The 26,039-nt window shown below is 51.9% G+C and carries 20 protein-coding genes; 16 read left to right on the forward strand and 4 right to left on the reverse strand.

The window, feature by feature from the left end; genetic code table 11:
* Positions 1 to 222 precede the first annotated feature (222 nt).
* Positions 223 to 1,191: a helix-turn-helix transcriptional regulator gene (locus MHI45_RS30605; RefSeq protein ID WP_076112199.1), complete on the forward strand. Its 969-nt coding sequence runs from the start codon at positions 223 to 225 to the stop codon at positions 1,189 to 1,191.
* Positions 1,192 to 1,389: 198 nt separating this feature from the next.
* Here MHI45_RS30605 and MHI45_RS30610 read toward each other — a convergent pair whose 3' ends face one another.
* Entirely contained in the window at positions 1,390 to 2,547 is a 1,158-nt protein-coding gene (locus MHI45_RS30610) for a glycosyltransferase family 4 protein (RefSeq protein ID WP_076112200.1), read from the reverse strand.
* Positions 2,548 to 2,748: 201 nt separating this feature from the next.
* Here MHI45_RS30610 and MHI45_RS30615 point away from each other — a divergent pair, with 201 nt between their 5' ends.
* Complete coding sequence (locus MHI45_RS30615; protein ID WP_076112201.1) at positions 2,749 to 6,864, forward strand: choice-of-anchor I family protein; 4,116 nt, start codon at positions 2,749 to 2,751, stop codon at positions 6,862 to 6,864.
* A gap of 120 nt (positions 6,865 to 6,984) precedes the next feature.
* Here MHI45_RS30615 and MHI45_RS30620 read toward each other — a convergent pair whose 3' ends face one another.
* Positions 6,985 to 7,965 (reverse strand): zinc dependent phospholipase C family protein, encoded by a 981-nt coding sequence (locus MHI45_RS30620; protein WP_076112203.1) that lies wholly within the window; start codon positions 7,963 to 7,965, stop codon positions 6,985 to 6,987.
* A gap of 288 nt (positions 7,966 to 8,253) precedes the next feature.
* Here MHI45_RS30620 and MHI45_RS30625 point away from each other — a divergent pair, with 288 nt between their 5' ends.
* Together MHI45_RS30625 and MHI45_RS30630 are read left to right on the forward strand one after the other, a co-directional pair.
* The gene (locus MHI45_RS30625; RefSeq protein ID WP_038589401.1) at positions 8,254 to 8,661 is read left to right on the forward strand and encodes a VOC family protein; all 408 of its coding nucleotides are present in this window, start codon (positions 8,254 to 8,256) and stop codon (positions 8,659 to 8,661) included.
* 588 nt (positions 8,662 to 9,249) lie between these two features.
* On the forward strand, positions 9,250 to 11,067 hold the full coding sequence (locus MHI45_RS30630; protein ID WP_076112205.1) for a methyl-accepting chemotaxis protein: 1,818 nt from the start codon (positions 9,250 to 9,252) through the stop codon (positions 11,065 to 11,067).
* Here MHI45_RS30630 and MHI45_RS30635 read toward each other — a convergent pair.
* Together MHI45_RS30635 and MHI45_RS30640 are read right to left on the reverse strand one after the other, a co-directional pair.
* Positions 11,047 to 11,940, reverse strand: a complete 894-nt coding sequence (locus tag MHI45_RS30635) for an NAD-dependent epimerase/dehydratase family protein (RefSeq protein WP_076112206.1) — start codon at positions 11,938 to 11,940, stop codon at positions 11,047 to 11,049. The genes MHI45_RS30630 and MHI45_RS30635 overlap by 21 nt on opposite strands.
* 51 nt (positions 11,941 to 11,991) lie before the next feature.
* Complete coding sequence (locus MHI45_RS30640; RefSeq protein ID WP_076112208.1) at positions 11,992 to 12,735, reverse strand: sigma-70 family RNA polymerase sigma factor; 744 nt, start codon at positions 12,733 to 12,735, stop codon at positions 11,992 to 11,994.
* Positions 12,736 to 12,921: 186 nt separating this feature from the next.
* Between MHI45_RS30640 and clpP the strand changes: the two genes are divergently transcribed.
* From clpP to MHI45_RS30700, 12 genes are all read left to right on the forward strand, one after another.
* Positions 12,922 to 13,503, forward strand: a complete 582-nt coding sequence (gene clpP, locus MHI45_RS30645) for an ATP-dependent Clp endopeptidase proteolytic subunit ClpP (RefSeq protein ID WP_076112209.1) — start codon at positions 12,922 to 12,924, stop codon at positions 13,501 to 13,503.
* A gap of 19 nt (positions 13,504 to 13,522) precedes the next feature.
* Positions 13,523 to 13,729, forward strand: a complete 207-nt coding sequence (locus MHI45_RS30650; RefSeq protein WP_038589412.1) for a hypothetical protein — start codon at positions 13,523 to 13,525, stop codon at positions 13,727 to 13,729.
* 186 nt (positions 13,730 to 13,915) lie between these two features.
* Positions 13,916 to 15,568 carry an AraC family transcriptional regulator gene (locus MHI45_RS30655; RefSeq protein WP_083675753.1) on the forward strand — a complete coding sequence of 551 codons (1,653 nt, stop codon included), beginning with the start codon at positions 13,916 to 13,918 and terminating at the stop codon, positions 15,566 to 15,568.
* A 123-nt stretch (positions 15,569 to 15,691) separates the two neighbouring features.
* Entirely contained in the window at positions 15,692 to 16,717 is a 1,026-nt protein-coding gene (locus MHI45_RS30660) for an ABC transporter substrate-binding protein (RefSeq protein WP_076112211.1), read from the forward strand.
* A 29-nt stretch (positions 16,718 to 16,746) separates the two neighbouring features.
* Positions 16,747 to 17,754: a FecCD family ABC transporter permease gene (locus tag MHI45_RS30665; RefSeq protein ID WP_076112212.1), complete on the forward strand. Its 1,008-nt coding sequence runs from the start codon at positions 16,747 to 16,749 to the stop codon at positions 17,752 to 17,754.
* Positions 17,755 to 17,813: 59 nt separating this feature from the next.
* Complete coding sequence (locus MHI45_RS30670) at positions 17,814 to 18,794, forward strand: FecCD family ABC transporter permease (protein WP_076112301.1); 981 nt, start codon at positions 17,814 to 17,816, stop codon at positions 18,792 to 18,794.
* Between the two features lie 24 nt (positions 18,795 to 18,818).
* Positions 18,819 to 19,580, forward strand: a complete 762-nt coding sequence (locus MHI45_RS30675; protein ID WP_076112214.1) for an alpha/beta hydrolase — start codon at positions 18,819 to 18,821, stop codon at positions 19,578 to 19,580.
* 211 nt (positions 19,581 to 19,791) lie between these two features.
* Positions 19,792 to 20,187 (forward strand): GntR family transcriptional regulator, encoded by a 396-nt coding sequence (locus MHI45_RS30680; protein WP_076112215.1) that lies wholly within the window; start codon positions 19,792 to 19,794, stop codon positions 20,185 to 20,187.
* Positions 20,188 to 20,199: 12 nt separating this feature from the next.
* Positions 20,200 to 21,588, forward strand: coding sequence for a DUF5808 domain-containing protein (locus MHI45_RS30685; RefSeq protein WP_076112217.1), 1,389 nt, complete (start codon positions 20,200 to 20,202; stop codon positions 21,586 to 21,588).
* 373 nt (positions 21,589 to 21,961) lie between these two features.
* Complete coding sequence (locus MHI45_RS30690; protein WP_076112218.1) at positions 21,962 to 23,161, forward strand: saccharopine dehydrogenase family protein; 1,200 nt, start codon at positions 21,962 to 21,964, stop codon at positions 23,159 to 23,161.
* Positions 23,162 to 23,181: 20 nt separating this feature from the next.
* Complete coding sequence (nspC, locus tag MHI45_RS30695) at positions 23,182 to 24,318, forward strand: carboxynorspermidine decarboxylase (RefSeq protein WP_179091793.1); 1,137 nt, start codon at positions 23,182 to 23,184, stop codon at positions 24,316 to 24,318.
* A gap of 283 nt (positions 24,319 to 24,601) precedes the next feature.
* Positions 24,602 to 25,585, forward strand: coding sequence for a phosphotransferase enzyme family protein (locus tag MHI45_RS30700; RefSeq protein ID WP_076112220.1), 984 nt, complete (start codon positions 24,602 to 24,604; stop codon positions 25,583 to 25,585).
* Positions 25,586 to 26,039 lie beyond the last annotated feature (454 nt).

Below are 26,039 nucleotides of genomic sequence, written 5' to 3' on the forward strand. Positions count from 1 at the left end.
AAACTAATAATCAAGTACAAATCATTTTATTTTCGAACTGTTCATGAAGTTTCGGACACATACTATGATTAGACAAGACTCCTTTTTCGAGGAGTCTATTTTAATAGTTCTTCTCTTCAGAAGTTTCGTCAGACTATGACTTTGTTATCTTTTAACAGCGTATTGGACTAATGTCCATCTTTCAGGCATTCAAGGCGGGACGAGAAGAAACAGGTGAATCAGATGAAAATTAACCGTTTGCTGGGAATCGTAGTCTATCTGCTCAATCGGGAGGTGGTCAGTGCCCGTGCACTGGCCGGGAAATTCGAGGTATCACCGCGTACGATTCAACGTGACATCGAATCTATTGGGCTCGCCGGGATTCCGGTGGGATCGCTGCAAGGCACTAACGGAGGTTATTACATACTCGACAGCTTCAAAATGAACAGACAGCTGCTTCAGTCCGAGGATTACGGTTATATTCTGGCCGCCCTGAAGGGGCTGGTATCGGGCTACAGCAGCAGACGCGCAGAAGATACCATGGAGAAGATCATGTCCTTAACACCGGAGAAGGAGGCAGTGCCGCAGCCCATTCAGCTTGATTTGGGGGTTCTAAGGGAGGGTGCGGGCACGGGAGAGGCGATTCAAGTTATAGAGCATGCCATCCGCCAGAAAAAGGTGCTTCACTTTCAATACACCAATGCAAGGAATGAGGTGGCAGACAGAATTGTCGAGCCATTGCTCTTAACCTATAAGTGGCATGCATGGTATTTATTCGCTTATTGCTGTGACCATTGCGGATACCGGCTGTTCCGTCTTTCCCGAATCCGGGAGCTTCGGGCCACGGACGGGACCTTTTCAACAATGCATCGAGATGCGGAAAGTCTGCTGGCGGAGGCGCAGGATCACCGGCCGTACATAACCGTTAAGCTTGCATGTCCGGCAGGTCTCAGGGTGCTGATGGAGGAGCTGCTCCCCAATGCGGTGCTGTTAGAAGTCCGGGATCAGGAACTGGTCATGGGCTTCACCGTCCCGGAAGAGGAGAACGGCTGGTTCGGAACATTGCTGCTGTACGGCCATCAGCTTACAGTGCTTGAACCTCTGTCACTGCGCCAGCGAATGGCGGACCATGCCAGTAATCTGCTGAATAAATATGCCGAAGGTAAGACCAAAGAATTGGCGCTCTGCAAAGGTCTGGATACCGAAAAGTGAAGAACAAAGCTGTTTTTTCGTACGATTACTATTACATAAAAGAGTTTAGCAGAATGTTGTAATTATTGATTGTACAGTGTAGGAATGCAGCGCGTTTCTCCACCCCTTCCGGAGGGGGAAGAAACGCGCTGTTTTTTGCGGGCAGAATTATGTGATCCTTCCCCGCACCAGCGGGGGAAATCCGTCAACCTCTTAACGCTAGGCTGTAAATATCCCCGTTCGGTTCTTCAAGCGCCGGTTCTCAATCACCTCTTCGTAATCCCGGATCAGGCCGTCAAAAATATGCTCCCAGGAGCGGCCGAGCGCGAGCCGCCGTCCCTCCCGGCCCATAGCCATCCGTTGCTCCGGCTGATCCGCCATAGTGCATATTTCCTTCACCAGTTCTCCCGGATGATGCGGTTCAAACAATGACCCGGTCACACCGGACAAGACCAGATCCGTTGTGCCGCCTGCCCCGGCAGCGATCACAGGCAGGCCCGAGGCCATCGCTTCCAGAACAACGTTCCCGAAGGTTTCCGTGCTGGAGGGAAACACGAATACATCTGCCGAGGCATACAGCTCTGCCAGCTCCTCCCCGTGCTTGCCCCCGGTGAAGGTGACATTGCGCGGCGCCTGCGCCCGCAGCTCCGGCAGCAGCGGGCCGTCTCCCACCACCAGCAGATGAACCGCCGCAGCCGTGGATTCCGGCAGCTGCCGCATGGCGGTTAAGAGAGTGGGGATATCTTTTTCCGGAGCAATCCGTCCTACATAAAGCAATACTACCGGTGCCGTAATTCCGTAACGCTCCCGTACCTGTCCGCTGCGTTTCTCCGGTGTGAACAGACCGCAGTCAATTCCCCTCGACCATAACCGCAGCCGGGTGAAGCCATGGGAACGCAGCGTAGCTTCTGTCTCCCGCGAAGGGGCCAGGATGGCATCGCAGGAACGGTGGAACCATTTCATGTATTTCCAGTAGAGCGGAATGATTCTTCTCATCCGGTAGTATTGGAGATAACGGTCGAAGTGGGTGTGATAGGAGGCAACATGAGGGAGGTTCTGCTTCTGGGCATAGCGGAGACCGTACAGACCAATGTTGAACGGGGTGGCCATATGCAGCAGATCAGGCCGGAAGGACCGCAGCTCTTGCTGGATGGAGGACATACCGGGCAGCGCCAGCCGGCACTCAGGATACAGAAAAAAGGGGATGCTGGCAATCGGACGGACGGGATCGGCGAAATGTTCTTCAGGGGCGGATTTCGGGGTGAAGAGCAGATGCTCGATGCCGCGGCGGTGTAAATGGCCGGCAAGCCGGTGAAGCGTGCGGGCGACTCCGTTGGTTTGAGGAAGATAGGTGTCCGTAAACAAGGCAATACGCATGGATAATCCCTCCCGGTACTCTTGTTGTCTTGATCATAACAGGCGAATATTTCAGTGAGGTTATCGGGGAATCAACTCATTTCCGTCATCATGTGGCGATTTATTCTGGGGTTTACACTCCGTTTATGCAAATCGGCAAATCAGAACATACTCGTCCTCTATAGTAGAAAAAAATCTATAGAGTATTGGAGTGACAATCACTTGAATTCAACAGGCAAAACAATCCTTTCTCTGCTGATTGCCGCAGAACTGGCAGTGGGCCCGGCGTGGAACGCAGGTCCGGCAACAGCTGCAGCAGCACCCGGGTCCGGCACTCCGTATTCCGCTGGCGGCGTTTATGATGTAACCGTTCCCCATATTGTTGTGAACCAGATATATGGCGGCGGGGATGTCGAAACAACGGGAGGCTACTTCTCCAAGGGCTATATCGAACTTTATAATCCTACGGATTCTGCTGTGGATTTGAGCGGCTGGTCCGTGCAATACTCAGATCCAACCATGAACGGTGCCTGGAGCAAGCTGGAGCTGACCGGCACGATCAACGCGCATTCTTCTTATCTGATTACAGACGGCAAAGTGAACCCCGACTATAAAAGCGATATCAGCGGCAAAAGCGACCAGGTATGGAGTGATATCCTCTTTTACAATAAAGGAATGAAAGTGGTGCTGCTGAACAGTACCACGCTGCTGGAAACGGTAAATCCGTTCCTGAATAAACCGGATTCCTACGTGGATATGATCGGCACGGCCGGCAATGACAACGGCTCAACCATCGACGGCTATGAAAGCGACTATCCTACCGGCAAATCCGGCGGCACCTCGAAGCAGAAGTCGGTGCGCCGTAGCGATTTTGCCGATACAGACAACAATAAAACGGATCTTAAGCAAATCAGCTTCGATTCACTGGATGCGGGAACGCTGAATCGGATGAAGCCCCATAGCGGTGCCGACGGAGCATGGGGCGTGGCTGTTCAGCCTCTTGGCCTGGCGGACCAGTCTCTGCCTGCGGCCACGTCCGGGTCCCCGTATTCGGTGACACTGTCCGTATATGGCGGGACGTTGCCTTATACCTTTGAGGCGGCGGGGCTGCCTGAAGGTCTGAGCCTGGACGTTGCATCCGGCAAAATCAGCGGAACTCCGGTGACGTCAGGTCCGGCAACGGTCAGCGTCTCGGTGTACGACAGCAGTGTTCCTGCTATGAAGGTGGAGGGGAGCCTCCCGCTGACGGTGGATAAACCGGCGGGAGAGCCAACGGCGGATGTTATCAGCATTACAAAGCTTGGCGGATATTCCGTCGGGGTTACCAATGAAGACGGCGGTGTGGCGGAGATTGTCAAGTATAACCGTGATAACGGAAAGTTCTATCTGGTCAACGGTTCGACGCATCCTGCGACAGTAGATATCGTAAATCTGAAGGATGGCATCCATCCGGAAAAGGAAAAGAGCATCAACGTGGAGCAGCTGGCGGAAACCGGAGGCTTCAGCTATGGCGATCTGACCAGTGTGGACATCAACCCGGCAACGAAGCGGATTGCTGTAGCCGTACAGGAAGCGGATGCCATGAAGAACGGCAAAATTCTTGTGCTGGATTATGACGGTAAGCTGCTGGATACCTATGCGGCTGGAGTCCAGCCCGATATGATCAAATTCACCGGGGATGGCCGCTTTATTCTTACGGCTGACGAGGCCGAGCCCCGCACACTGGAGGGTGATCCCGAAGGCAGTGTGACGATCATTGACACGACTGCGAAATCAGCAGATTACGTCAAGTTCGACAACCCTGAGCGGATCGACGATCTCGTGCATATCCGCGGGGCGGTTGATCCGGCAACGAAGCTAATTACAGGGAAGGGGACAAAGGAAGCGGCAGTCCGTGATCTGGAGCCGGAATTTATCGAGCTGTCCGAAGATCAGAAGACCGCTTATATCACCCTTCAGGAGAACAATGCAGTAGCTGCAGTCGATATTGCTTCCCGCAAGCTGCTGTGGGTCAAGGGGCTTGGATTTAAGGATTTGAGCGATCCGCTAAATGGACTTGACCTCGTGAAGGACAGCAAGAGCAGGCTGGAAAATGTCCCGTTCTACGGCGTTTATATGCCGGATGGGATCAGCCAGTACACCGTTAACGGCAAGACCTACTTGTTCACGGCCAATGAGGGCGATGCCACGGAATGGGACAGCAAGGAAAATGTCAGCACGATCGGCAAAATGAAGGGTTCGCTTGAACCTGACTCTGCGGCTGCACTGTTCCTGAACGGAAATACGAAATATGACGGTGTAGAGGTCATGTCGGATATGGGTCATGACGGGATGTACCTGTACGGGGGCCGTTCCTTCTCAGTATGGGAGGCTAATACGCTGAAGCAGGTGTATGACAGCGGCAGTGATTTTGAACGGATTACAGCGGAGCGGCTGCCTGATTACTTCAATGCAAGCAACAGCAATACAACGCTGGACAGCCGCAGCACCAAAAAAGGACCGGAGCCTGAATATGTTAAAGTAGGCAAGGTGGGGCAAAAAGCGCTGGCCTTCATCGGCCTGGAGCGCATTGGCGGCCTGATGACTTACGATGTCAGTAATCCTGAGCAGCCGCAGTTTCTCAACTATATTAATTCCCGTGAATTCACACCGAAAAATAATATCGCTACGGACACCGGGCCGGAGGGCATCGAGTTCATTCCGGCAACGGACAGTCCGACCGGACTTCCGCTGGTGCTGGTAGCCAATGAGGTAGGGGGCACTGTAGCGGTATATCAATTAAACGTTACAAAGGTTACGCTGGACCAGAAGTCACTCTCTCTAAAAGCCGGAGGAACAGCGGCAACGCTCAAAGCTGAGGTTACTCCTGCGGCTGGAACGCCGGAGAAATCACCGCTTAGCTGGAGCTCCTCTAATCCTGCAGTGGCTGCAGTAGATCAGAAGGGGACGGTAACTCCGCTGGCAGCGGGAACAGTGACCGTTTCCGTATATAGTGCGGATGGGTATGGCGTAGCCGAATCGCTGGTGACAGTAGCGGCGGCTGATCCGGTCATTACGAATCCGGGTTCAGGTGGCTCCCTGGGGCAGACCCCGGCAGTTGCAGCTCAACCCCCGGCGGTAACTGTTGAAGGCTCCAAGGTTGTTCTTGAACTCAAGGCCGCAGCAGGTACGGATGGAGCGGCAACTTTGTCCGCTACTGCCGAAGCCGTGGCAGCAGCGCTGGAATCCTTGAAAACTTCTGCCGGCAAAGAGCTGGTCTTCCGCGTTGCTGCAACAAGCAGTGCGGCCAAAGCCGTAACCTTGGAGGTTCCCGCCGCAGTCTGGGCTGCGATTTCCGGCAGCGCTGTGCAGAGTGTGACATTCGCAGCCGGTCAAGGAACCGTCTCGCTTGACCGCACTTCGGTAATTGCAGTGAACACTGCGGCAAACGGTGAACCGGTAAAACTATCTATTAGTGGAACCGATCTTGGCAGTGTTATGGGCAATCCCGCTGGAGGTATAAGCGAAGCCGCGCGGAGTACAGTCGGCAGCCGTCCGGTTATCAACCTTACAGTGCGAACCGGTAGCCGTACCCTTTCCAGCTTTGGGGAAGGGAAAGCGTTGGTGAGTATCCCGTATTCACTGTCATCTGCGGAGGATACCAATGCGGTAGTGGCCTACAATGTTACGGCGGCAGGCGAGCTGATTGTGCTTCCTGGCAGCCGCTATAATGCGGTGACCGGCCAGTTGACCTTCCGTTCCGCTCATTTCTCTGCTTATGCAGTTGGTTACAGCAACCCGGGCTTTACCGATACTGCTGCCAGCTTTGCCAAAGACTCTATCACGTATCTGGCGGCACGCGGCATTATTTCCGGAATCAACGAAAGCCAGTTTGGGTTGAAGAGCAACCTGAGCCGTGGAGACGCAGCCCTGCTATTGGCCCGTCTGGCCGGAGCGGAGCTGAACACGGCAGTGTCCGGCAGCTTCACAGATGTGAAGGCAGATGACTATTATGCAGCGGCAATCGCTTGGGCGAACGTTAGCGGAATCGTAAACGGCACCGGAGACGGGAAGTTTGCACCCAAGGCGAAGGTTACACGCGAACAGCTCGCAGTTATGATTATCCGTCTGGCGGATGAGCGGAACTGGACTCTGCCCGTGAGCGGCGGCACTGCCGTATTCGCAGATCGGCAGTCCATTAGTTCTTTTGCGCTGGAAGCTGCTGCAGCTGTCCAGCAGGCGGGGATCATTTCGGGCAAAACCGCCCCGGATGGCGGTGTTAACTTTGCGCCGCAGGCTGCAGCTACGCGTGAGGAAACCGCGCAGATGCTGGCTGCACTGCTCAAGCTTGCCGACTGAAATCGGCAACGGATTTCTTTGACTACCCCTGGCGCTTCCTGAGCGTCAGGGGTTTTTCGTGAGCAGGGCAAGAAAAATAGGCCAACCAGAGGTTTCTGGCTGACCTAATAATAAATCTCCTTACGAGCTAATACCGGAATCCCAGATCGGTTCGGCGAACTGATTCTTGAGATTGCTGCTGCAATCCTTGCCGGTATCATAAGACCGGTTGCCGAGCACCCGCTTGAACTGTTCCAGCGCGCGGGCTGCTTCTGCGGGCACCTTGCTGTTCAGCCAATCGGCCAAGGCCTGCAGCACACTCCGCCCTTCCGCCAGCGCCTGTTCCCAGAGCTCCCAGACACTTTCCGTCCGGACTTCGGAGTACAGCGCGGAATGCCGCCATTCGGCATGCTTTTCGTTTAAATAATCCAACTGCTCGTCTCTTGGGGAAAGCGGCTGGTAGAAATGGTGGCGCGCTTTTCCCCTTAGCAGCGACTTCTTCCAGCCTTTGGGATCATATAAGCATTTATGGGCCAGAACCATATCCAGGTACGCCTCCTGCCAGATCTCATCCGGGAGGCCCTTTGTTTCGGGATACCAGGCCGCTGCGGTTTCATGAAGGAGAGTGTGAACGGTATGGGGGAGCCGCGAGCCGACGTGAATTTTTTTCCAAGCTTCAATCCGCCAGGTATCGATTTGCTTCAGCCGTTGCATAAACACGGTATCGAGGACGATCTCAAACCGCTGATGGTTGCGGTGCTTGTAGCCCGCTTTCCAGTTAATGTAGGGATGAAGATTGCGGTCCAGCAGATGATGTGTCAGAAATCCAAGGAAGTATTGCTGTGTTTCTGCAAGGTCAGGAGGAGGGAGGCTGCGGATTTTTTGCCAGAGCTCCAGCAGCACCGGACCGCAGTGTACAGAGTGCATAAGGTCGCCCAGCCGGAGGGCACCGGTATCTTTTTTCCACGGCAGAAAGCTGTGGTATAGAAGTAAATCAGGTCCTTGGCAGCCAAGCTGGTACAATTCAGGCCGCTCCTTCAGCCCGCCCAGAAAAGGAAACTGATCCGCAAATTGTTCCGCCAGCACCTGCCCATACTCTAAATGCATCCAAATATTAGGCATCGCTCCACCCCTTTTACGCTTAGATAGCTCCATCTTAAACTCTTCATGTTAACAGAGATTGCATTCTGCTTCTTTGGATTGTAATCCTTGGGGTATCCTTGGCAGATGTGTTTGAACTTGCGCTTAATTCTAAGGTACTCTTGTATAGCTCCAATATCAACTCTGTAAAGTGTGGCAATTGTGCAAACGCGCTGGTGTCCGGGGTTCCCGCAACTAGAGGCATCCTCCGGTAATTCATGTTATAATCGAGCGGACTACACTCAAATAATTACCGAGGTGATGAGAAGAATGGGATTTCAGGCAGGCCAGCTTTTTGTTAATTTGCCGGTAGACAATCTGCAGAATTCGATTAACTTTTTTACCGCTTTAGGTTTTGAGTTCAACCCGCAGTATACTGATGAGAACGCAACCTGTATGATCATCAACGGCAACACCTTTGCGATGCTGCTGGTCAAGGAGTTTTTCAACACCTTCACCTCCAAAAAGATCATCGACACATCCGGTCAGACAGAAGTAATTCTGGCCATCTCTGCCTCCAGCAAAACCGAGGTGGACGAGCTGGTGCAGAAGGCGCTGGCCGCAGGAGGGAAGCCTTTTAACAATCCGGTAGATCACGGCTTTATGTACAACTGGAGCTTCCAGGATATTGACGGGCATCTGTGGGAAGTCATGTATATGGAAGAAAGTGCTCAATAAGCGGACGAATCAGAATATGTAATGGGTCAAGAACAAGCTTCCGGAGAATTCCGGGGGCTTGTTTTGCTTTTAAAAAATAAGAATTTACATGCTTCACGCTATAAATTATCCTTCTATTTCTCGCTGAAACGGATAGCGTCCTTTTGAGGACGGTAAAGCCGTTTCCACTTGCGTGTTTGAGCAGCAGGACTCGGACCCCAGCGCCCTTATTTTGTCAAAAAAAGCTTTATCGCTGACGTTGCGGACTCCAGAGAACTTATTTGCCCTAAAAACGCTCCAACTACGATGATTTAGTGAAATAGCGTCATTCCGGTCCGGATGGAAACTTTGGCGGCTCTTTGGGAGGGAATAACGTCCATGAGGTCCGTAAGCAGGTTGAAATAGCTGGGAGCATAGCGACCGGACGTTCAGCGGATATGGGGACATGGGGGGATTTTGAGTACACAGTGCAGGTTTTGTTAACATTTTCGCAACAGATTCTTTACGATCCGCATACAAAACCTTGGAGAGTATTTAATATCCAGCTCCTATAATGACCTTATTAGTAAAATATACCTATAGTAGGCGTGATACGAAGGGATGATACGCTTGAAAAGAAGCTTGCTGCACCTATCTATGAAATGGAAGCTGATTCTGGTATTCTCTGCGATAACTTTCATCTTCCTGGGGGTGGCTCTGTACCAGGGACACAAGATTAATCAGGTGGAGCTCTCTATGGAACGGCAGAAGACGGAGATGGAAAAAAGAATCACCGTTCAAACGATCACGCAGCTATTGCAGGAATTGGACGGTCTGGAAAGTTCGCTGGCCGGGTCCAGTGATGTGGAGCTTGCCGCACCTTTTAAGGACAAGCAGCAGCGGCTCACCGATGAGATTGCCAGTATGGATTTTGAACAGGAGACACCTGCATACGCAGAACTGCAACTGCTCCGGACCCAGGCTGGAGAATATGCCGGATTATTCGGGGAACTGGTCAAGACGATGGAGGATGAGAGCCTTGATCCACTGACGGTGCTGGAACAAATCGACGCCCTGCATATGAAGGCAACGGCTGTAAATCAATCGATGCTGGAGACCAACGGGAAGCTGTATGACGCTGCCGCGGGGAACGCCGAGAGGGCACAGGATCATTCTTTTGCACTGCTGGATCAAACGGTATCCATTGTGCTTTATGCCGCAGGTGGAGTTTTCCTGTTCACACTGGTGCTGGCCTGGCTGCTGATCCGCTCATTCTTGAGACCGGTGCGCAGGCTCCAGGATGCGTTGCGGCAAATTGCCGATGGCGATTTACGGCAGCAGATCAACTCTCCTTATAATGATGAACTGGGACGTTTGAGCTATCATTTTGACCATATGGTTACCCGGGTCCGGGAGATGCTGCGGCAGACCCTGTCCGTTGCTTCTTCCCTGGCGGATTATTCGCATTCCTTCCAGCAATCCTCATCCATTACCGCGGATACCAATCAGGATATTGTCAGAACGATACAGGAAATCTCCGTGGGTGCGGATCAGCAAGCCGTTCAGTCCGAGCAAAGTGCAGTCCTGCTGCAAGAGCTGGAGCGGGAAGTGGATGAGATTACAGATCATACCGGTGCCATGCTCACGACAAGCGAAACGGCCAATCACAATACCCGCAGAGGGTCTGAGACAGTTACCGCACTGCAGCAGATTTCCCGGCATTCCCGTGATTCCATCGGCAGGGTGTATCAAGCATTGGAGAAGCTGGTGGAGCAATCCCAGGATATTACCCGGATCACGAATTCCATTACCGAAATTTCCAAGCAGACAAATATCCTCTCGCTGAATGCTGCGATTGAGGCTGCGCGGGCCGGAGCTTCCGGCAAGGGGTTTGCCGTTATTGCTGACGAAGTCCGGCATTTATCGGTCCAGACCAAAGATTCCTCCATACATATCAGCGAGATCATTCATGAGCTTCAGAACAGTATGACCGACTTTCAGGGCTACATGCTGGAGACGAAAAAAAGCCTCGAGCAGCAGGATCACCAGGTAGCGGAAACCCTTGCATCTTTCGAGGCGATTGACGGATCGATTACCGGAATCAGCAGACAAATTGGACAAATTCATCATAAGGTGGAGCTGACCCGGAAGATTAATTCCCGGCTTGCCGTATCCATTCACTCTGTAGCATCCGTAGCTGAGCAGACAGCCGCGGGCGTTCAGGAGGTCAATGCTTCCAGCACGCAGCAGGACAAGGCGATCCGCGATATTGCCCGGCAGGCAGTGGAAATTAACGAAATTTCGCAGCGGCTGTTTACGGAAATTAATATTTTCAAAATTGAAGAGGAGACCGGGGACGCCCCGCCATCCGGTCAGCTGCTGGTATTGGAAGAACACTGGAATGAACTCAACGAACCAACGGAAAAATTACTCGCGATTGCCGAGTGAAGCATTGAGCTGGGTCACCAGCTCCGGAAACCAGTCACTGAGTGCAAGGAATGGAAAGCCCGCCGAGCGGGCTTTTGTTGTATCCATATGCCAGGACTCGGTAATGCCGAAGGGAGACATATCCTCATCTGCAGTTTCGGCTTCAATCACCGCCTGCTTACCCGTGGCTGCTTCAATGATGGTGAGGATCTCCCCAATGGTAAGAGTCCCGTCCGAGCATGCATTTACCGGTCCGGTCAGTTGGGAGAAGCCAAGCCAATACAAGAAGTCCGCTGCCTCATCCGAACGGATGAAGGAGATGGCCGCCTGGGTATTCGGGATGCCGAGCGGCCGGCCTTCGCGGACATGCTCGATGTGAAAATGCAGCCTCCGCGTATAATCATCCATGCCCAGCACCATGGGAATGCGCACGGTAGCCACGGGGAATGCGTCCTGCTTCAGCAAAACCGTTTCGGCCAGTCTTTTGCCCTCCTGATAGTTGAAGTCCTCCTTCGCACCTAATCGCAAGGGGTATACTTCAGGGTCGAAGTCAGCTTCAGTCAAAGCTTCCGGCCTTGGATCATAAACCGACAAGCTTGAGGTGAGGATGTACCGTTTAACGGTGCCGGCAAAAATACGGCCTGCAGCATCAGCCTCATCTGGTGAAAAGCAGATATTGTCATAGACCACATCCCAAGGGGTATCCCCGACGGCTTCGGCAAGCGCTTTGGCGTCCGTACGGTCCACATTCAGCCTGGAGACCTGTTCCCCGAAGTCGTCTTCCGCCCGGCCTCTGGTCAGAATCGTTACCTTGCTGTCTCCCTCCCTGAGCAGCCGTTCCACCAGCCGTTTGCCAAAAAATCGGGTTCCCCCAAGCACAAGTATGTTCCTCATTCAATACACTCCTTTATAAATTGAAATAGCTGACCCGCCTGAAGCCTTGGGTTAGGCGGCCATCCGCAGCCCGGCATGAGTGCTGCTGCTGCGGCTAGCGGTTGAACGGCTGCTGCCGGCAAAGTGCAGCGCCTGCACGGTACCTGTGCTTACAGCCATCGTAAGTTCTGCTGAATGTTCCTGGCGGAGAAGCTCCAGCATGACAGGGATTTGACCCTGCTCATAAGCATCGGCCAGCGCCGACAAGAGTTGCCGGTAATCGGTATCCAGCGGAACCGCAGGCCCGCCGTCCGCCGACAGATCCTCTCTAACGGCTGCGAGTGCCAGCCGTGCCCGGTGCAGCGCCGACTTCACCGCACCTTCGGTTGTTTCCAGTTGTTCCGCCGTTTCACCCGCAGAATAGCCCAGCACATCCCGCATCAGAAAGGCCGTCCGCTGCAGCGGAGACAGGTGTTTCATTAGGGCCTGAAAGGCCATTTCAATTTCGGAAATCGTTCCGCCCGTTAACGGCTCTGCCTGTGAATGCCCGCGCTCCAGAGCGCGGCTCAGGGAAGCCCGTCGCCGTGCAGCATCAATCCATGTATTTTTGGCGATCCGCAGCAGCAGGGCTTCGGGATTCGGATTGGCCGGAAATTTGCCGTATCCCAGCGCCTTGGCCCAGGTCTCCTGAGCCAAATCCTCGGCTTCAATGCTGGACCGGGTAAGTGTCAGGCAATAGCGGTTCAGGACTGCTCCAAGCGACTGCAGACTTTTCTCACCGGTATGGTTAACGGTATTGCACTCTTCAAGGGTCATCACGCTTACGCATCTCCTTCTGGCTATCCCATTTAATTTGTTCCCTCTATTATATAAACGAATAGCTCATCATAAAAGATACGCATCATCCGTAAATTTAAAAATTCTGTATGTCCCGTATCCTTTGCCCGCCATGATCCGTTTACAGGGTATAAAGTTAAGGCACATTACAGGAGGTTTATAAGAATGAGTATTATTCCCTATGTGATTGAACAAACGAGCAGGGGCGAGCGCTCTTACGACATTTATTCCCGGCTGCTGAAAGACCGGATTGTATTCGTGGGTGCGGCCATTGACGATCAGCTGGCTAACAGCATCATTGCCCAGCTGTTGTTTCTGGCGGCGGATGAGCCGGATAAGGATATTCAGATGTTCATTAACAGCCCGGGCGGCTCAACTACCGCAGGGTTCGGAATTTATGATACGATGCAGGTAATCAAACCGCAGATAAATACGATCTGCACCGGTTTTGCGGCTTCTTTCGCTTCGCTGCTGCTGCTCTCCGGGGCTACAGGCAAACGGTTTGCCCTGCCGAACAGTGAGATTATGATCCACCAGCCGCATGGCGGCGCACAAGGCCAGGCTAGTGATATCGCAATCAGTGCCAAGCGTATTCTGCAGATCCGGGAGAAGATTGTGCGGATCACTGCAGAGCGCACCGGACAACCGGTGGAGAAGGTCGAAAAGGATATGGACCGGGATTATTTCCTGTCGTCCGAAGAGGCGCTGGAATACGGGATTATTGACAAAATCATTACCAAACTTTAAGCGAATGGAGCGGATGGGTATGCTGGCAGCATTGCAAGGGCAAGAGGTCACTGTTAATTTTCTGGATGGTTCCAGTGTCAGAGGCGGTGTTCTGGAGGAGATCGACGAGCGGTTCGTGAAATACCGTACGGAATATCAGGTACTGTACATTCCGATCAGCTCTATCCGTGCCGTAGCCGTGGAAACGAAGGAGCGGGAGCGTCCCCGCGTCGGATTCGGGCAGTAAGACCGTAATGTACCGCTGTAACCGGATGATCCCCGAAGCCCCTAACAAGGGGTTCGGGGATTTTTTGCATCTCATGAAGTATTCTCGTCATTGCCATTGAGAACGATTATCAATTATACTTGTTTGTAATAAAGTAATATAAAAGTTCTGTAATGGTGGTGTTATATAACAATGGACCTAAAAGTAATGGAACCAGAAATAACTTCTCCCGCTGAAAAGGATGCTGAGACTCTGCCGGACTGGGATCAGTTGTCCTTCAGACTGTTGTCGGTTCAGGCACTGAGGGGAGACGGGGAGGTCCGGCTGCCCCAGCAGCTGAATTTCTGCTATGCGCTGATTCTGGTGGCAGGCGGAGCAGTCCGGATTCATGTGGATCACCGCCTGGTGGAGCTGTCCGCAGGTTCAGTCTGTTTATGCCTGCCGGAGCAAACGATCGGAACGGCCAAACCGGCCGCCAGCCTGGATATGCATATTTTTTATTTTGAAGTCTATCATTACGGCAAGCCGGAGAACGTTCATGACCATGCAATCCATGACGCACTTCTGTTTCCGCCGGATATCATACTGCCACACTTTCCAGCTAAGCAAATCTCTTCCGTCTGTAGTGAAGTTTTTCGGATATCCGGGGCCGGACAACAGAACATCAGCTTTCGCGCGCAAATAGATTTTCAGGAGCTGCTGTATGTGATTCGTATGAGCTGCCGGCAGAAACCGAGAGATACGGGAAGGGCACTGGAGCAGGCCAAGCAGTACATAGAGGATCACTTCACGGAGCCGCTGACGACCCAGGAGCTGGCGCAAGCCGCCGAGCTCAGCCCCAAGTATTTTGTGGACCTGTTTAAGCGGAAATACGGCAAAAGTGCAGTGGAATACGCCGCCGAACTGCGGCTGCAGCAGGCGAAACGACTGATGGCGGAGAGTGGACTGAAGCTGCGGGATATCGCTCACCGGGTGGGGTATGCCGATGAGTTCTATTTCAGCCGGAAATTCAAAAAGATGATCGGTGTGCCGCCTGCAGTCTATATGAAAAGCCGTCACCGGAAGCTGGTTGCTTATACCCCGGCGGTGCTGGGACAATTGCTGCCGCTGAACCTGACACCCTACGCGGCGGCGCTGCATCCGAAATGGACGGAATATTATTATCTGAACTACCGCGGAGATATTCCCGTGCATATCAGCGCGTACCGCAACAACCAGGAATGGCAGGCTAACATTGATCTGCTTAGCCAGCATCCGGCTGACCTGATCATCGCCCGGGATGAGCTGAAGGAGCAGGAGAAAACCGCGCTGGAGAAGATAGCTCCAGTCTATTATAGTCATGGCGGCAGCTGTGATTGGCGTGGGCAGTTTCAGGAACTGGCGCAGGTTCTGGGCGAGAGCTGGCAAGGGGAGCAGTGGCTGTCAGCGTATGACCGTGAGGTGCGCAGCGCCAAAGAGCTTCTGCACAAAGCGATGGGCGATGAATCTGTTGCTGTGATCCGGATGCTTGGCAGCAAGCTGTATTTGTACTGCAATTACGGCATGCTGGACATGCTCTACCGGGAGCTGGAATTAAAGCCGGCCTTTAAGTCCGGTGAAGATATTTATAATGTGCCGCTAACACTAGAAGAGCTTGCGGATCTGCCGGCAGATCATTTGTTCATGCTGATCCGCAGAGAGAACGATACGCTGGGCGAGTGGCAGAAGTTGCAGAATCATCCGTTATGGCTGAAGCTTTCTGCGGTTCAGAGACACCGGGTGCATCATATGAGCTCCGATCCCTGGCGTGAGCATTCCGCTTATGCGCAGCTGCGGATGCTCCGGCAGACGCTGCAGCTGCTTGCAGCCAATCGTCCATAAATGTTCCGCCTTTTGTCCATGGTACGGCAGCAGACCCTTCGTTATAATCGAAAATGATAATCATTATCACTTGTTGTGATATAGATTGGACATTTTACAGAGTGGAAGGGGATTTATAGAAAGATGAAAAGATCATTTGGGATAGCAGGACTGATAGCATTATTTGTACTGGTACTTACAGCGTGCGGAGGCAACGGCAACAATACGCCGGCAAATGGGGCCGCAAATGCTGCGGAAACCGCAACAGCAGCTCCGGCGGCAACGGCAGAGGCAACGGCAGAAGCCTCACCGGCAGCAGCTGAAGCAGGCACGCGCACGATTGAATATTTAGGGGAGCAATATACGGTACCTGCATCAGCAGAACGGATTGTTATTACCGGAGCAATGGAAGCCATGGAGGATGCGCTGGTGCTGGATGTGCATCCAGTCGGCGCAATTACGTTCAGCGGTGAATTTCCGGAACGCTTCGCGGCCATTACGGACAAGGCTGAATCGATCGGGGAGAAAACCGAGCCGAACTTCGAGACCATCCTGAAGCTGAAGCCGGATGTGATCCTCGGGACTACGAAGTTCAAGCCTGAAGTAGTAGAGCAACTGAAGAAAATCGCTCCGCTCATTCAAGTCTCGCATATCGCCAGCAACTGGGAAGCGAACCTGAATCTGATGGCAGAGCTGACTGGCAAGCAGGAGCAGGCTGCGGCGGAAATCGCAAAATATCAGACAGCGCTGGAAAGTGCAAAGGCAGAGCTTGGTTCGAAGCTGGAGGATCAGAAGGTAGTGGCAGTACGTATCCGTGCGGGACAAATGTTTATTTTCCCTGCGGCGGTGTTTGTTAACCCTATCTTGTATAACGATCTCGGCCTGAGTGTTCCGGCAGAGGTAGAAGCGGCGAAAGCACAGGAAGGTATTTCGGTCGAGCAGCTGGCGTCAATGAATCCGGATATCCTGTTTATCCAATTTGCTGCTGATGAGAATGCCGAGACTGCAACAGCGCTGGAAGACCTGCAAAGCAATCCGATTATCCAAAAAATTAATGCGATGAAAAATAACAAGTCTTTCGTCAATGTAATTGATCCGTTGTCCGAAGGCGGACCGGCATGGAGCCGCATACACTTCCTGCAGGCTGCATTGGAGCAGCTGAACAAGTAATCTGAGATTGTACAAAAGAGTGGGATGATATGAAATTATCTGCCGGACTAAAGACGACCTCCCTGCTGGTGCTGGGGGTCGTCCTCATTATACTCGTCGGTGTCTTGTCGGTTCTCTATGGCACTAAATCCATCAGCTATAGCACGGTATGGAATGCGCTGTTTCATCTGGACGGGGACAATATTGATCATCTGATTATCCGGACCTCGCGGATTCCGCGGGTGGCCGGGGCGCTGCTGATCGGCGCGTTCCTGGCCGTATCCGGGGCCTTAATGCAGGGGATGACCCGGAATTATCTGGCCTCTCCTTCAATTATGGGGATTAGCGACGGATCTGTATTTGCCATTACGCTATGTATGGTGTTCCTGCCCGGCGCTTCATCCATGACTATGATTCTCTATTCACTGGCAGGCTCGATGCTGGGGGCAGCTTTGGTCTTCGGTACGGCCAAGCTGCTGCCCGGCGGTGCCTCGCCTTTGTCACTGGCCGTCCTGGGTACTATTATCGGCACATTTCTTGGAGGGGTGTCGCAGGCGCTTGCTACCTATTTTCAAATTTCGCAAAATATCAGCTTTTGGTACAACGCCCGGCTGCATATGATGGACCCGGCGTTAATCAAGCTGGCAATTCCGTTTGCCGTGGTCGGCTTGGCTCTGGGCCTGATGATGGCCCGTTCCGTGACGATGCTCTCGCTTGGTGACGAGACCGCTGCAGGCCTCGGCCTTAAGGTCACAGTGGTAAAAGGCTTGACGATGCTGAGTGTCGTCATTCTGACGGGGATCTCAGTGGCCATTGCCGGGAAAATAGCCTTTGTCGGCCTCATAATCCCGCATATTACGCGTTATCTGATCGGTCAGGACTACCGCAAGATCATTCCTTTTTCCGCTTTTTTAGGCGCGCTGTTCCTGGCTGCATGCGATCTCATCAGCAGGTTCGTGAATTTTCCGTTTGAAACGCCGATCGGTGTAGTCACCGCTCTGTTTGGGGTTCCCTTTTTCCTCTATTTAATTAAGACAAGAGGGGGCGGCCAGACTTGAGCAAGTCCTCACTATCACCGAAACCAAAGCGGTTTGCTTTCTGGTCCTTGTTTCTGATCATGTGTGCACTCACGCTGTGTTTCATGTACATCAGCCTGACCAACGGGACCTTCGACCTTTCAGCGAAGGATGTGCTCCGTACTTTACTGCGGATTAATCCCGCCAAAGATCATGACCTCGTTATCTTTGATTTTCGTCTGCCGCGCATTGTACTTGGCGCCCTTGTCGGGTTCGGGCTGGGAATCGCCGGAGCTGTACTGCAGGGCATCACCCGCAACTCTCTTGCGGATCCCGGAATTCTCGGCATTCATGCTGCCGCAGGAGCTTTTGTCGTATTGTACATGTTCTTTGCAGCAGGGACGATGAAGACCCCGGACTGGTTTGCGGTCCTGTCCATGCCGATGTTCGGATTTGTGGGCGGGCTGGTTGCCGTCGTTCTGCTCTATATCTTCGCCAGGCAGAACGGTGAGTTTAATCCGCAGCAGCTGATTCTTGTGGGCATCGCGCTTGCATCCGGCTTTGGGGCAATTACCCTGTTTGTCTCACTCAAAATGGACCCGCAAAACTTTGAGATGGCCGCTGTCTGGCTGGCCGGCAGCGTGTACAGCGCGAACTGGAGACAGGTGCTTTCGACCCTGCCCTGGCTGGTGATATTAATTCCAGTGATCTGGAGACGTGCAGCTGTTCTTGATTTAATGCAGCTGCATGAAGTGAGTGTAAAGGGATTAGGTGTCGCTGTAGGCAGAGAACGGCAGATCCTGCTGCTCTGCTGTGTCGGTCTGGTCAGCGCCTGTGTCTCCGTGTCCGGCAGCATCGGGTTTGTTGGCCTGATCGCACCGCATATCGCCAGAAGACTGATCGGCAACAGCTATAAATACATCGTCCCCTTATGCGGCATGATTGGGATGCTGATGGTGGTTATCGGCGATTTTATCGGCAAAACGGTGTTCGCTCCGGCTCAGCTGCCGGTGGGCATTGTCATCTCTATCATCGGTGTGCCGTATTTCATTTTACTTTTGTTCAAGACACGCACGAAATAGATGCGCTTGAAGGAGGCTGGCATCATGGAAGGAACCTATAGACAGGAAGAGATTGGCGGCCGCAGCCTGACCCTCTATACTCCGATGTCCTATGGGGAAGAGGGCAGACGGTTTCCGGTTGTCTATCTGCAGGATGATGGCGAAGTGATGGAGCATTCGCTGAATTACCTGGAGCATTTATTTATAACCAAAGCTCTGCCGGAACTGATTTTTGTCGGCATTACCCCGCATGACCGGAATCATGAATACACACCATGGCCGTCGCCGGCCCTGATGCCGGACAGACCGGATTTTGGCGGTGGCGGCGGAGAATATTTGAAGGAACTTGTCGGGAGGATCAAGCCGTATGTCGACAGCAGGTATCATACTTTGCCAGGACCAGAGCATACGGGGCTGCTTGGCTGCTCCTTCGGCGGATTGATCTCACTTTACGGGTCTTTCCTTTATCCCGATGTGTTTGGCAGGGTCGGGCTGATCTCCGCATCGTTCTGGTATGAAGGAATCGTGAATTACATACGGGGACAGAGCAGGATGATGCCGGAACAGCGGATCTACATGTATGTCGGAGAGCTGGAGGGACTGTACAAGACAAACTTGCAAAAGCAAATGGTCCCACAGTCGCGCCTCGCGCATGAGCTGCTGCTGGAGCAGGGCTTTAGCGAGGAGACATTGCGCTTTGAGACCAACCCCATAGGAACACATGACAGTGTATTTTTCAGCCAGCAGCTTCCGCAAGCCCTGCATTGGCTGTTTGGAGCAGAGCATGCCGGGGGCAGCAGAGTCTAATCCTGTGGTGAGTGAATCAATGGCGGGGCAATCATATAAGGGAGTCTTCCGAAAACCGCGCTAGCGGCTGAGGGAGGCTCCTTTTTTAGTAGATATGAAGAGAGGATTAACCAGGGACTCTTCGAGGGGGAGACAGAGGATGTCTGCTTTGACACTAAGTATTATTTGTATTACTATATGTAATACAAATAATCCGAAACGGAGAGCTTATATGATTATAACTCTAGATTTCAAAAGCGAACTTCCGATCTATGTCCAGCTGCGCAATGAGATAGTGATCGGTATTGGCAGCGGCGGGCTGGAATGCGGCGAGAAATTGCCGACGGTCAGGCAGATGGCCGCAGACCTTGGTGTAAATGCCATGACCGTAAACAAGGCTTACGCCATTCTGAAGAATGAAGGCTTCATTTCCATAGACCGCAGGCATGGGGCGACCGTCTCGCCAAGCGGAAACGGACAGCCTGAATTCAAAGCCAAACTGGAAAATGAGCTTCGTCTGGTCATCTCTGAAGCAAGTCTGAAGGGAGTCGGGCGGGAGGAGTTCATGCAGCTATGCGCAGGGATTTTCTCTACGGTGGCGTTTAAACCAGGCATGCTTACGGAATAGGGGAGGTATCCAATGATTACTGTATTTCTGATGGGAATCGCTTTGTTCATCTTCGTTGTCACCTTTGCGATGTACTGGAGCTCAAGCAAGCCGAATGGAATCCTGTGGTTTGGAGTCAGCCTGCCTGCTCATGCGTTGCACAACGAGGAACTGCAGAGGCTGCAGAATTTGTGCAGGACAATGTACAAAAGGTACGGTGCACTCACCCTGCTGATGCTGTTGCCCATGCTGCTGGTGCATGCCTACGTTTCTTTAGCAGTCATCTACCTGTTCCTATGGGCAGGCTTGATGATGACCCTGCTCCGAATCCCTTTTGTCCGGACGCACCGGTCATTTGCTGAACTGAAACGGAAAAATGAATGGTTCGTCGGGGAGAAGCGGATCATGCGTATGGACACCAGACTATCTAATGCTCTGCACAGCAAAGAGGCGAAACTCTCTCTGTTCTGGTACCTTGTTCCGGCGTTTATTGCACTCCTTCCTTTTGGATTCAACGTTTCTGGGGATGCCTCGTACATTGTACATGCTGCGGGAGGTACTGCGCTGGGAATGACCCTGCTCCTCTTCATCATAACCGCTTCCTTTTACAGAATGAAACCAAGGGTATATACCGTGAACAGCGAGATCAACATCCTGCTTAACCAGACCGCCCGCCGCCGCTGGTCCCGCCTGTGGCTTGGAATTGCTTGGGTTGTCAGCTGTACCGCAGCAATCACTGCCTATGCCGAAACCCTGAACGAAGGCACTGCAGGACTTATATGGAGCCTAGGCATGTTCAGTTTTTCGATTGTACCGATACTGGGCGTTGTATGTGTACATAATAGCTTAAAGAAACTTGAGGCGGTGGCGCTTGCGGGGGAACAGGAGATTTTATACACGGATGATGATGAGTATTGGATGAACGGGACAACCTATAATAACCCTAATGACCGTTCCATTATGGTACCGAAGCGGATTGGAATTGGCACTACGATTAATATAGGGACACAAACGGGTAAATATATATATTACGGCCTTTTTGTGTTTGTGGCGGTAGTAATCATCGGGACCGGATGGATCAGTGTTCAGGCAGAGTTCTCTACACCTGTAATGAAGATCGGCGACAGCGGAACTGTTAAGATTCAATTTCCGATGTACAACTACAGCTTTGCACTAGAGGATGTTCTTGAACTGAAGCTGGTGGATCAATTGCCGGAAGGCGGCAGAAGGACTAACGGTATTGGAACGGACAAAGTGGCTATAGGAAACTTTAAGCTGGATGATTTCGGAAAAAGCAAGCTATACCTCTATAAACAATCCCCTCCGTACATTGTAATCAGATTGCCTGACCTCTATGTGGTTTATAACCATAAGGAGGCATCCGAGACCCGGCAGATTTTTGCGGAGCTGCAAGGGAGGTGAGGAAATTCATTGATTTTAAAATAAATCGTATGAAGCAGACCCCTGCTGTGATACAATAGTCCGGTTGGCCTTGTATACGGGTATCCGTTCAATATAGCTTCTGCTTCTTTGGCGCAATGAACAGAAGAAGCCGAGAAAAACAGAGCATTCTCATGTATTACTATGAATTACAGAGTATTAATAAGGAAACCCGTAGATTTTACAGAAAAGGCATCAGTTTTTGTCGTTTTTTATTGATTTATTCAAAAGTATTCTGTATAATCAGCCTTGTTGATTTTTCATATGGAATAGCCCATGCTTCCGAAGCAAGTTTTGTATAAAGCTATTCTTCTGAAGCAACGCTGACAAAACTTTTTTTGGGAGGTTGTTAATTTTGGGAAAAGCGTTAATTATTGGCGCTGGCGGCGTAGCAAGTGTTGTTGTGCATAAATGCTGTCAGAACCCGGATGTATTTGAAGAGATCTGTATCGCGAGCAGAACCCTTGCGAAATGTGATGCTCTGAAAGATAAATTGGCCGGAGGCCAGACGAAGATTTCTACTGCTCAGCTCGATGCAGATAACACGGACGAGGTCATTGAACTGATCAAGAGCTTCCAGCCGGATGTCGTTATTAATGTCGCTCTCCCATATCAGGACCTGACCATTATGGATGCTTGTCTGGCAACGGGAGTGCATTATGTGGATACCGCCAACTATGAACCACAGGATACTGCTAAATTCGAGTATTCCTGGCAGTGGGCGTACAAAGAAAGATTCGAGAAAGCCGGAATTACCGCGCTGCTCGGCAGCGGCTTTGACCCTGGTGTAACCGGTGTGTTCACGGCTTATGCGCAGAAGCATTATTTTGACGAAATCCATACGATTGATATTGTTGATGCCAACGCAGGCGACCACGGTTATCCGTTTGCCACCAACTTCAATCCTGAAATCAATATCCGCGAAATTACGGCTAACGGACGTTATTTTGAGAATGGCGAGTGGATTGAAACTGCACCGCTGTCCGAGAAAAAAGTCTACGATCTCCCGGAGATCGGTCCCAAGGATATTTACCTGCTGTATCATGAAGAACTGGAATCCCTGGCTGCCAACATCAAGGGTGTGAAGAAAATCCGTTTCTGGATGACCTTCTCACAGAACTATCTCACTCACCTGAAGGTGCTTGAGAATGTGGGCATGACTTCCATTGAGCCGATCCTTTATGAAGGTAAAGAAATTATTCCTTTGCAGTTCCTGAAGGCGATTCTGCCTGACCCGGCATCCCTGGGACCAAGAACCAAAGGCAAAACTAACATTGGCTGCATCATTCAAGGCACTAAAGACGGCCAGCCAAAAACTTACTATGTGTACAATGTCTGCGATCATGAGGAATGCTACAGAGAGGTTGGCTCCCAAGCCATTTCCTACACCACCGGCGTTCCAGCAATGATCGGGGCTATGCTGATTATAAAAGGCATCTGGAAGAAACCGGGCGTCTACAACGTAGAAGAATTCGATCCGGATCCATTCATGGATGCACTGAACAAACACGGGCTGCCTTGGCAAGAAGATTTCTCGCCAACGCTGCTGGATTAGGGCGTAACGTAATGAAGGATATAGATATCGATATCAGCTCGCTGCCTTCACCCGCTTACCTTGTGGATGAACGGCTGCTGAAGAAGAACCTCGAGACACTGAACTACGTGCAAGAACGTAGTGGTGCGAAAATTCTGCTTGCGCAAAAAGGCTTCTCCATGCATGCCCTGTACCCGCTTGTCGGACAGTACCTGCATGGCGTGACCTCCAGCTCCTTGTTCGAAGCCCGGCTGGGCTTCGAAGAAATGGGCAAAGAGGTGCATGTCTACGCGCCTGCTTATATGGACCGCGAGTTCGATGAGCTGCTCGGTTATACCGATCACATTGTGTTCAACTCGTTTGATCAGTGGAGCCGGTTCAAGGACCGGGTGCAGAATGCTCCGAAGAGAATCAGCTGCGGCATCCGTGTCAATCCGGAATATTCCGAGATTGAAGTGCCGCTCTATGATCCGTGCTACAATTTTTCCCGGATGGGCGTAACTTTGCCGAACTTCCGGCCCGATGAGCTTGAGGGTATTGATGGCCTGCATTTCCATACGATGTGCGAGCAAAACTCGGATACGCTGGAGCGTACGCTTAAGGTCGTGGAAGAGAAATTCGGACAGTACCTGCATGGCATGAAATGGCTGAATTTCGGCGGCGGCCATCATATTACCCGCCCCGATTATGATCTGGAGAAGCTGATCAGCTGCATCCTGCATATGAAGGAAACCTATAATGTCGAGATCTATCTGGAGCCCGGTGAGGCGGTTGCCCTCAATACCGGATACCTGGTGGCTACCGTTCTGGACACGATGCATAACGGAATGGATATAGCCATTTTGGATACTTCGGCCGAATGCCATATGCCGGATGTGCTGGCGATGCCGTACCGTCCGAACATTATCGGCGCCGGAGAGCCTGGAGAACATGCCTATACGTACAGACTCGGCGGCATGACCTGCCTGGCAGGTGATGTGATCGGGGACTATTCATTCCCGGAGCCGCTGAAATACGGCGACAAGCTTGTCTTCCTCGACATGGCGCATTATTCCATGGTGAAGAATCATATGTTCAACGGTGTGAACCTGCCGGCCATTGCTTCGTATAACGAAGAAGAGGGCCTTAAGGTGATCAGAGAGTTTGAATATAGCGATTTCAGCAACAGATTGTCTTAATAATAATAACGAGGCGTTCCGCCACCTGTGTTCATGGGTGATGGGGCGCCTTTTTTTGGTTGCGGTTAACGGGGAAGCGGAAGTACTGAATGGTTAAAGCTGTTTTATCCATTGCTCTTAAGCATAGTACTCGCGTAACATCGAGGAATGAAGCCAGCTAGCTTGAACGTGAAAGGAGTGATCGGCATGAAACGCCGGGCTAATCCATCTACTATTACATTGACGGTGAAAAGGAATTGATTACTTAATCCAATTGTGAACTGAAAAGGAGCTGCTGCAACGCATGCTGAAGTTAAAATATTTATTCTCGAATGAAAGATTGGCGGAGATGCTGCTGGGGAACTGGACATATGATCCGGAGTCGCTGCATTTGTTCCAGTACTATCGAATCTCCTCCAATGCGATATATCCGTTCAGAAGTGCCGGGAACGGGCAATTCCTGCGGTTTGCCCCGCAGTCGGAGAAACTTATAGAAAACTTGCTGGCTGAGCTGGAGTTCATCTCCTACCTGAAGGACTGCGGATATGGCGTGCTGGAGGCCGTTCCCTCCCTGGAAGGAAAGGAGCTGGTAGAGGCGAAGACTCCCTGGGGAGAGTATTATGCTTCTGTCTTCAAGCGTGTACCCGGAGTTCAACTGCAGGATGCCGGCTTAAGCGATCATGTCATGTTCAGGTATGGCGAGGCCTTGGGCAAGCTGCATCAGCTGTCCAGCACGTATAGCCCTGTACAAATCAAGAGAGGGTCGTACCGCGATGTGCTGGATTGGACCGTGGATGTGTTAAAGGCGTTTCCGCAGGAAACGGCGGCGTTGGCGGAAGCTCGGGAGCTTGCCGAGTATTTCAGCAAGCTCCCGGTTACACCAGCCAATTACGGGCTGATCCATTATGACTTTGAACTGGACAATGTGTTTTATGATGAAGCTAGTGACACCATCAGCGCGATAGATTTTGATGACTGCATGTATCATTGGTATGCTGTGGATATCGAGCAGTCGCTGGACAGCCTGGTAGAGGAGATTGATCCTGAAGAGTTTGGACTGAAGAAAGAGCGCTTTATGGAAGGGTACCGCAGCCAGTTTAGTCTTCCCGAAGACGGCCCCTCTATGGCGGCGTGCAGACGGTTCGCCGATTTGTACGGGTATGCCAGAGTTTTAAGGTCCACTGCTGAACAATGGGAGCATGAACCGGAGTGGTTAACGGGCCTGAGACGCAGGCTGAACCATTCCCTGGTGACCAGATCTGCACGGTTTGGAGAGCGGTTAACCTAAGGCGGGCAGCGCAATGTGAGCAGCGTGACGTATGTTGATGGATGATGACGGATGTTAATGGATGTTAATGGATGCTACTGCCGGTCTTGAGCGGTAAGTAATTTGTTGCCGTCCCGCCGGACAACTCAGAAATTCGTAACGGGAATTGCGCCCGCTAAATAGATAATACTGCCGGAATCTGAGTAACTAACGGGAATTTCTCCCGCCTTATTTAACCAAATGGCCCGATTGAGTGAAACGGCTCAAATTAGCGGCAGAAATTCCCGCAAAGGTTTTGAAGAGGATTGTTTATACAATAATACCGGGAGCTTTGCCCGTTATTGTTGCTAAGACTGACTGGCGATCTTAACATTACAAGTAGAGGAAATCCTGAATTGATAAACCCCAGGAAAAAGCGGACCCCGCTTCCACGAAACGTGGAGCGGAGGCCCGCTTTCTGCTTTAGATCGGCTAT

It is taken from the genome of Paenibacillus sp. FSL H3-0321 (assembly GCF_038002865.1).
Lineage (GTDB): Bacteria > Bacillota > Bacilli > Paenibacillales > Paenibacillaceae > Paenibacillus_AQ.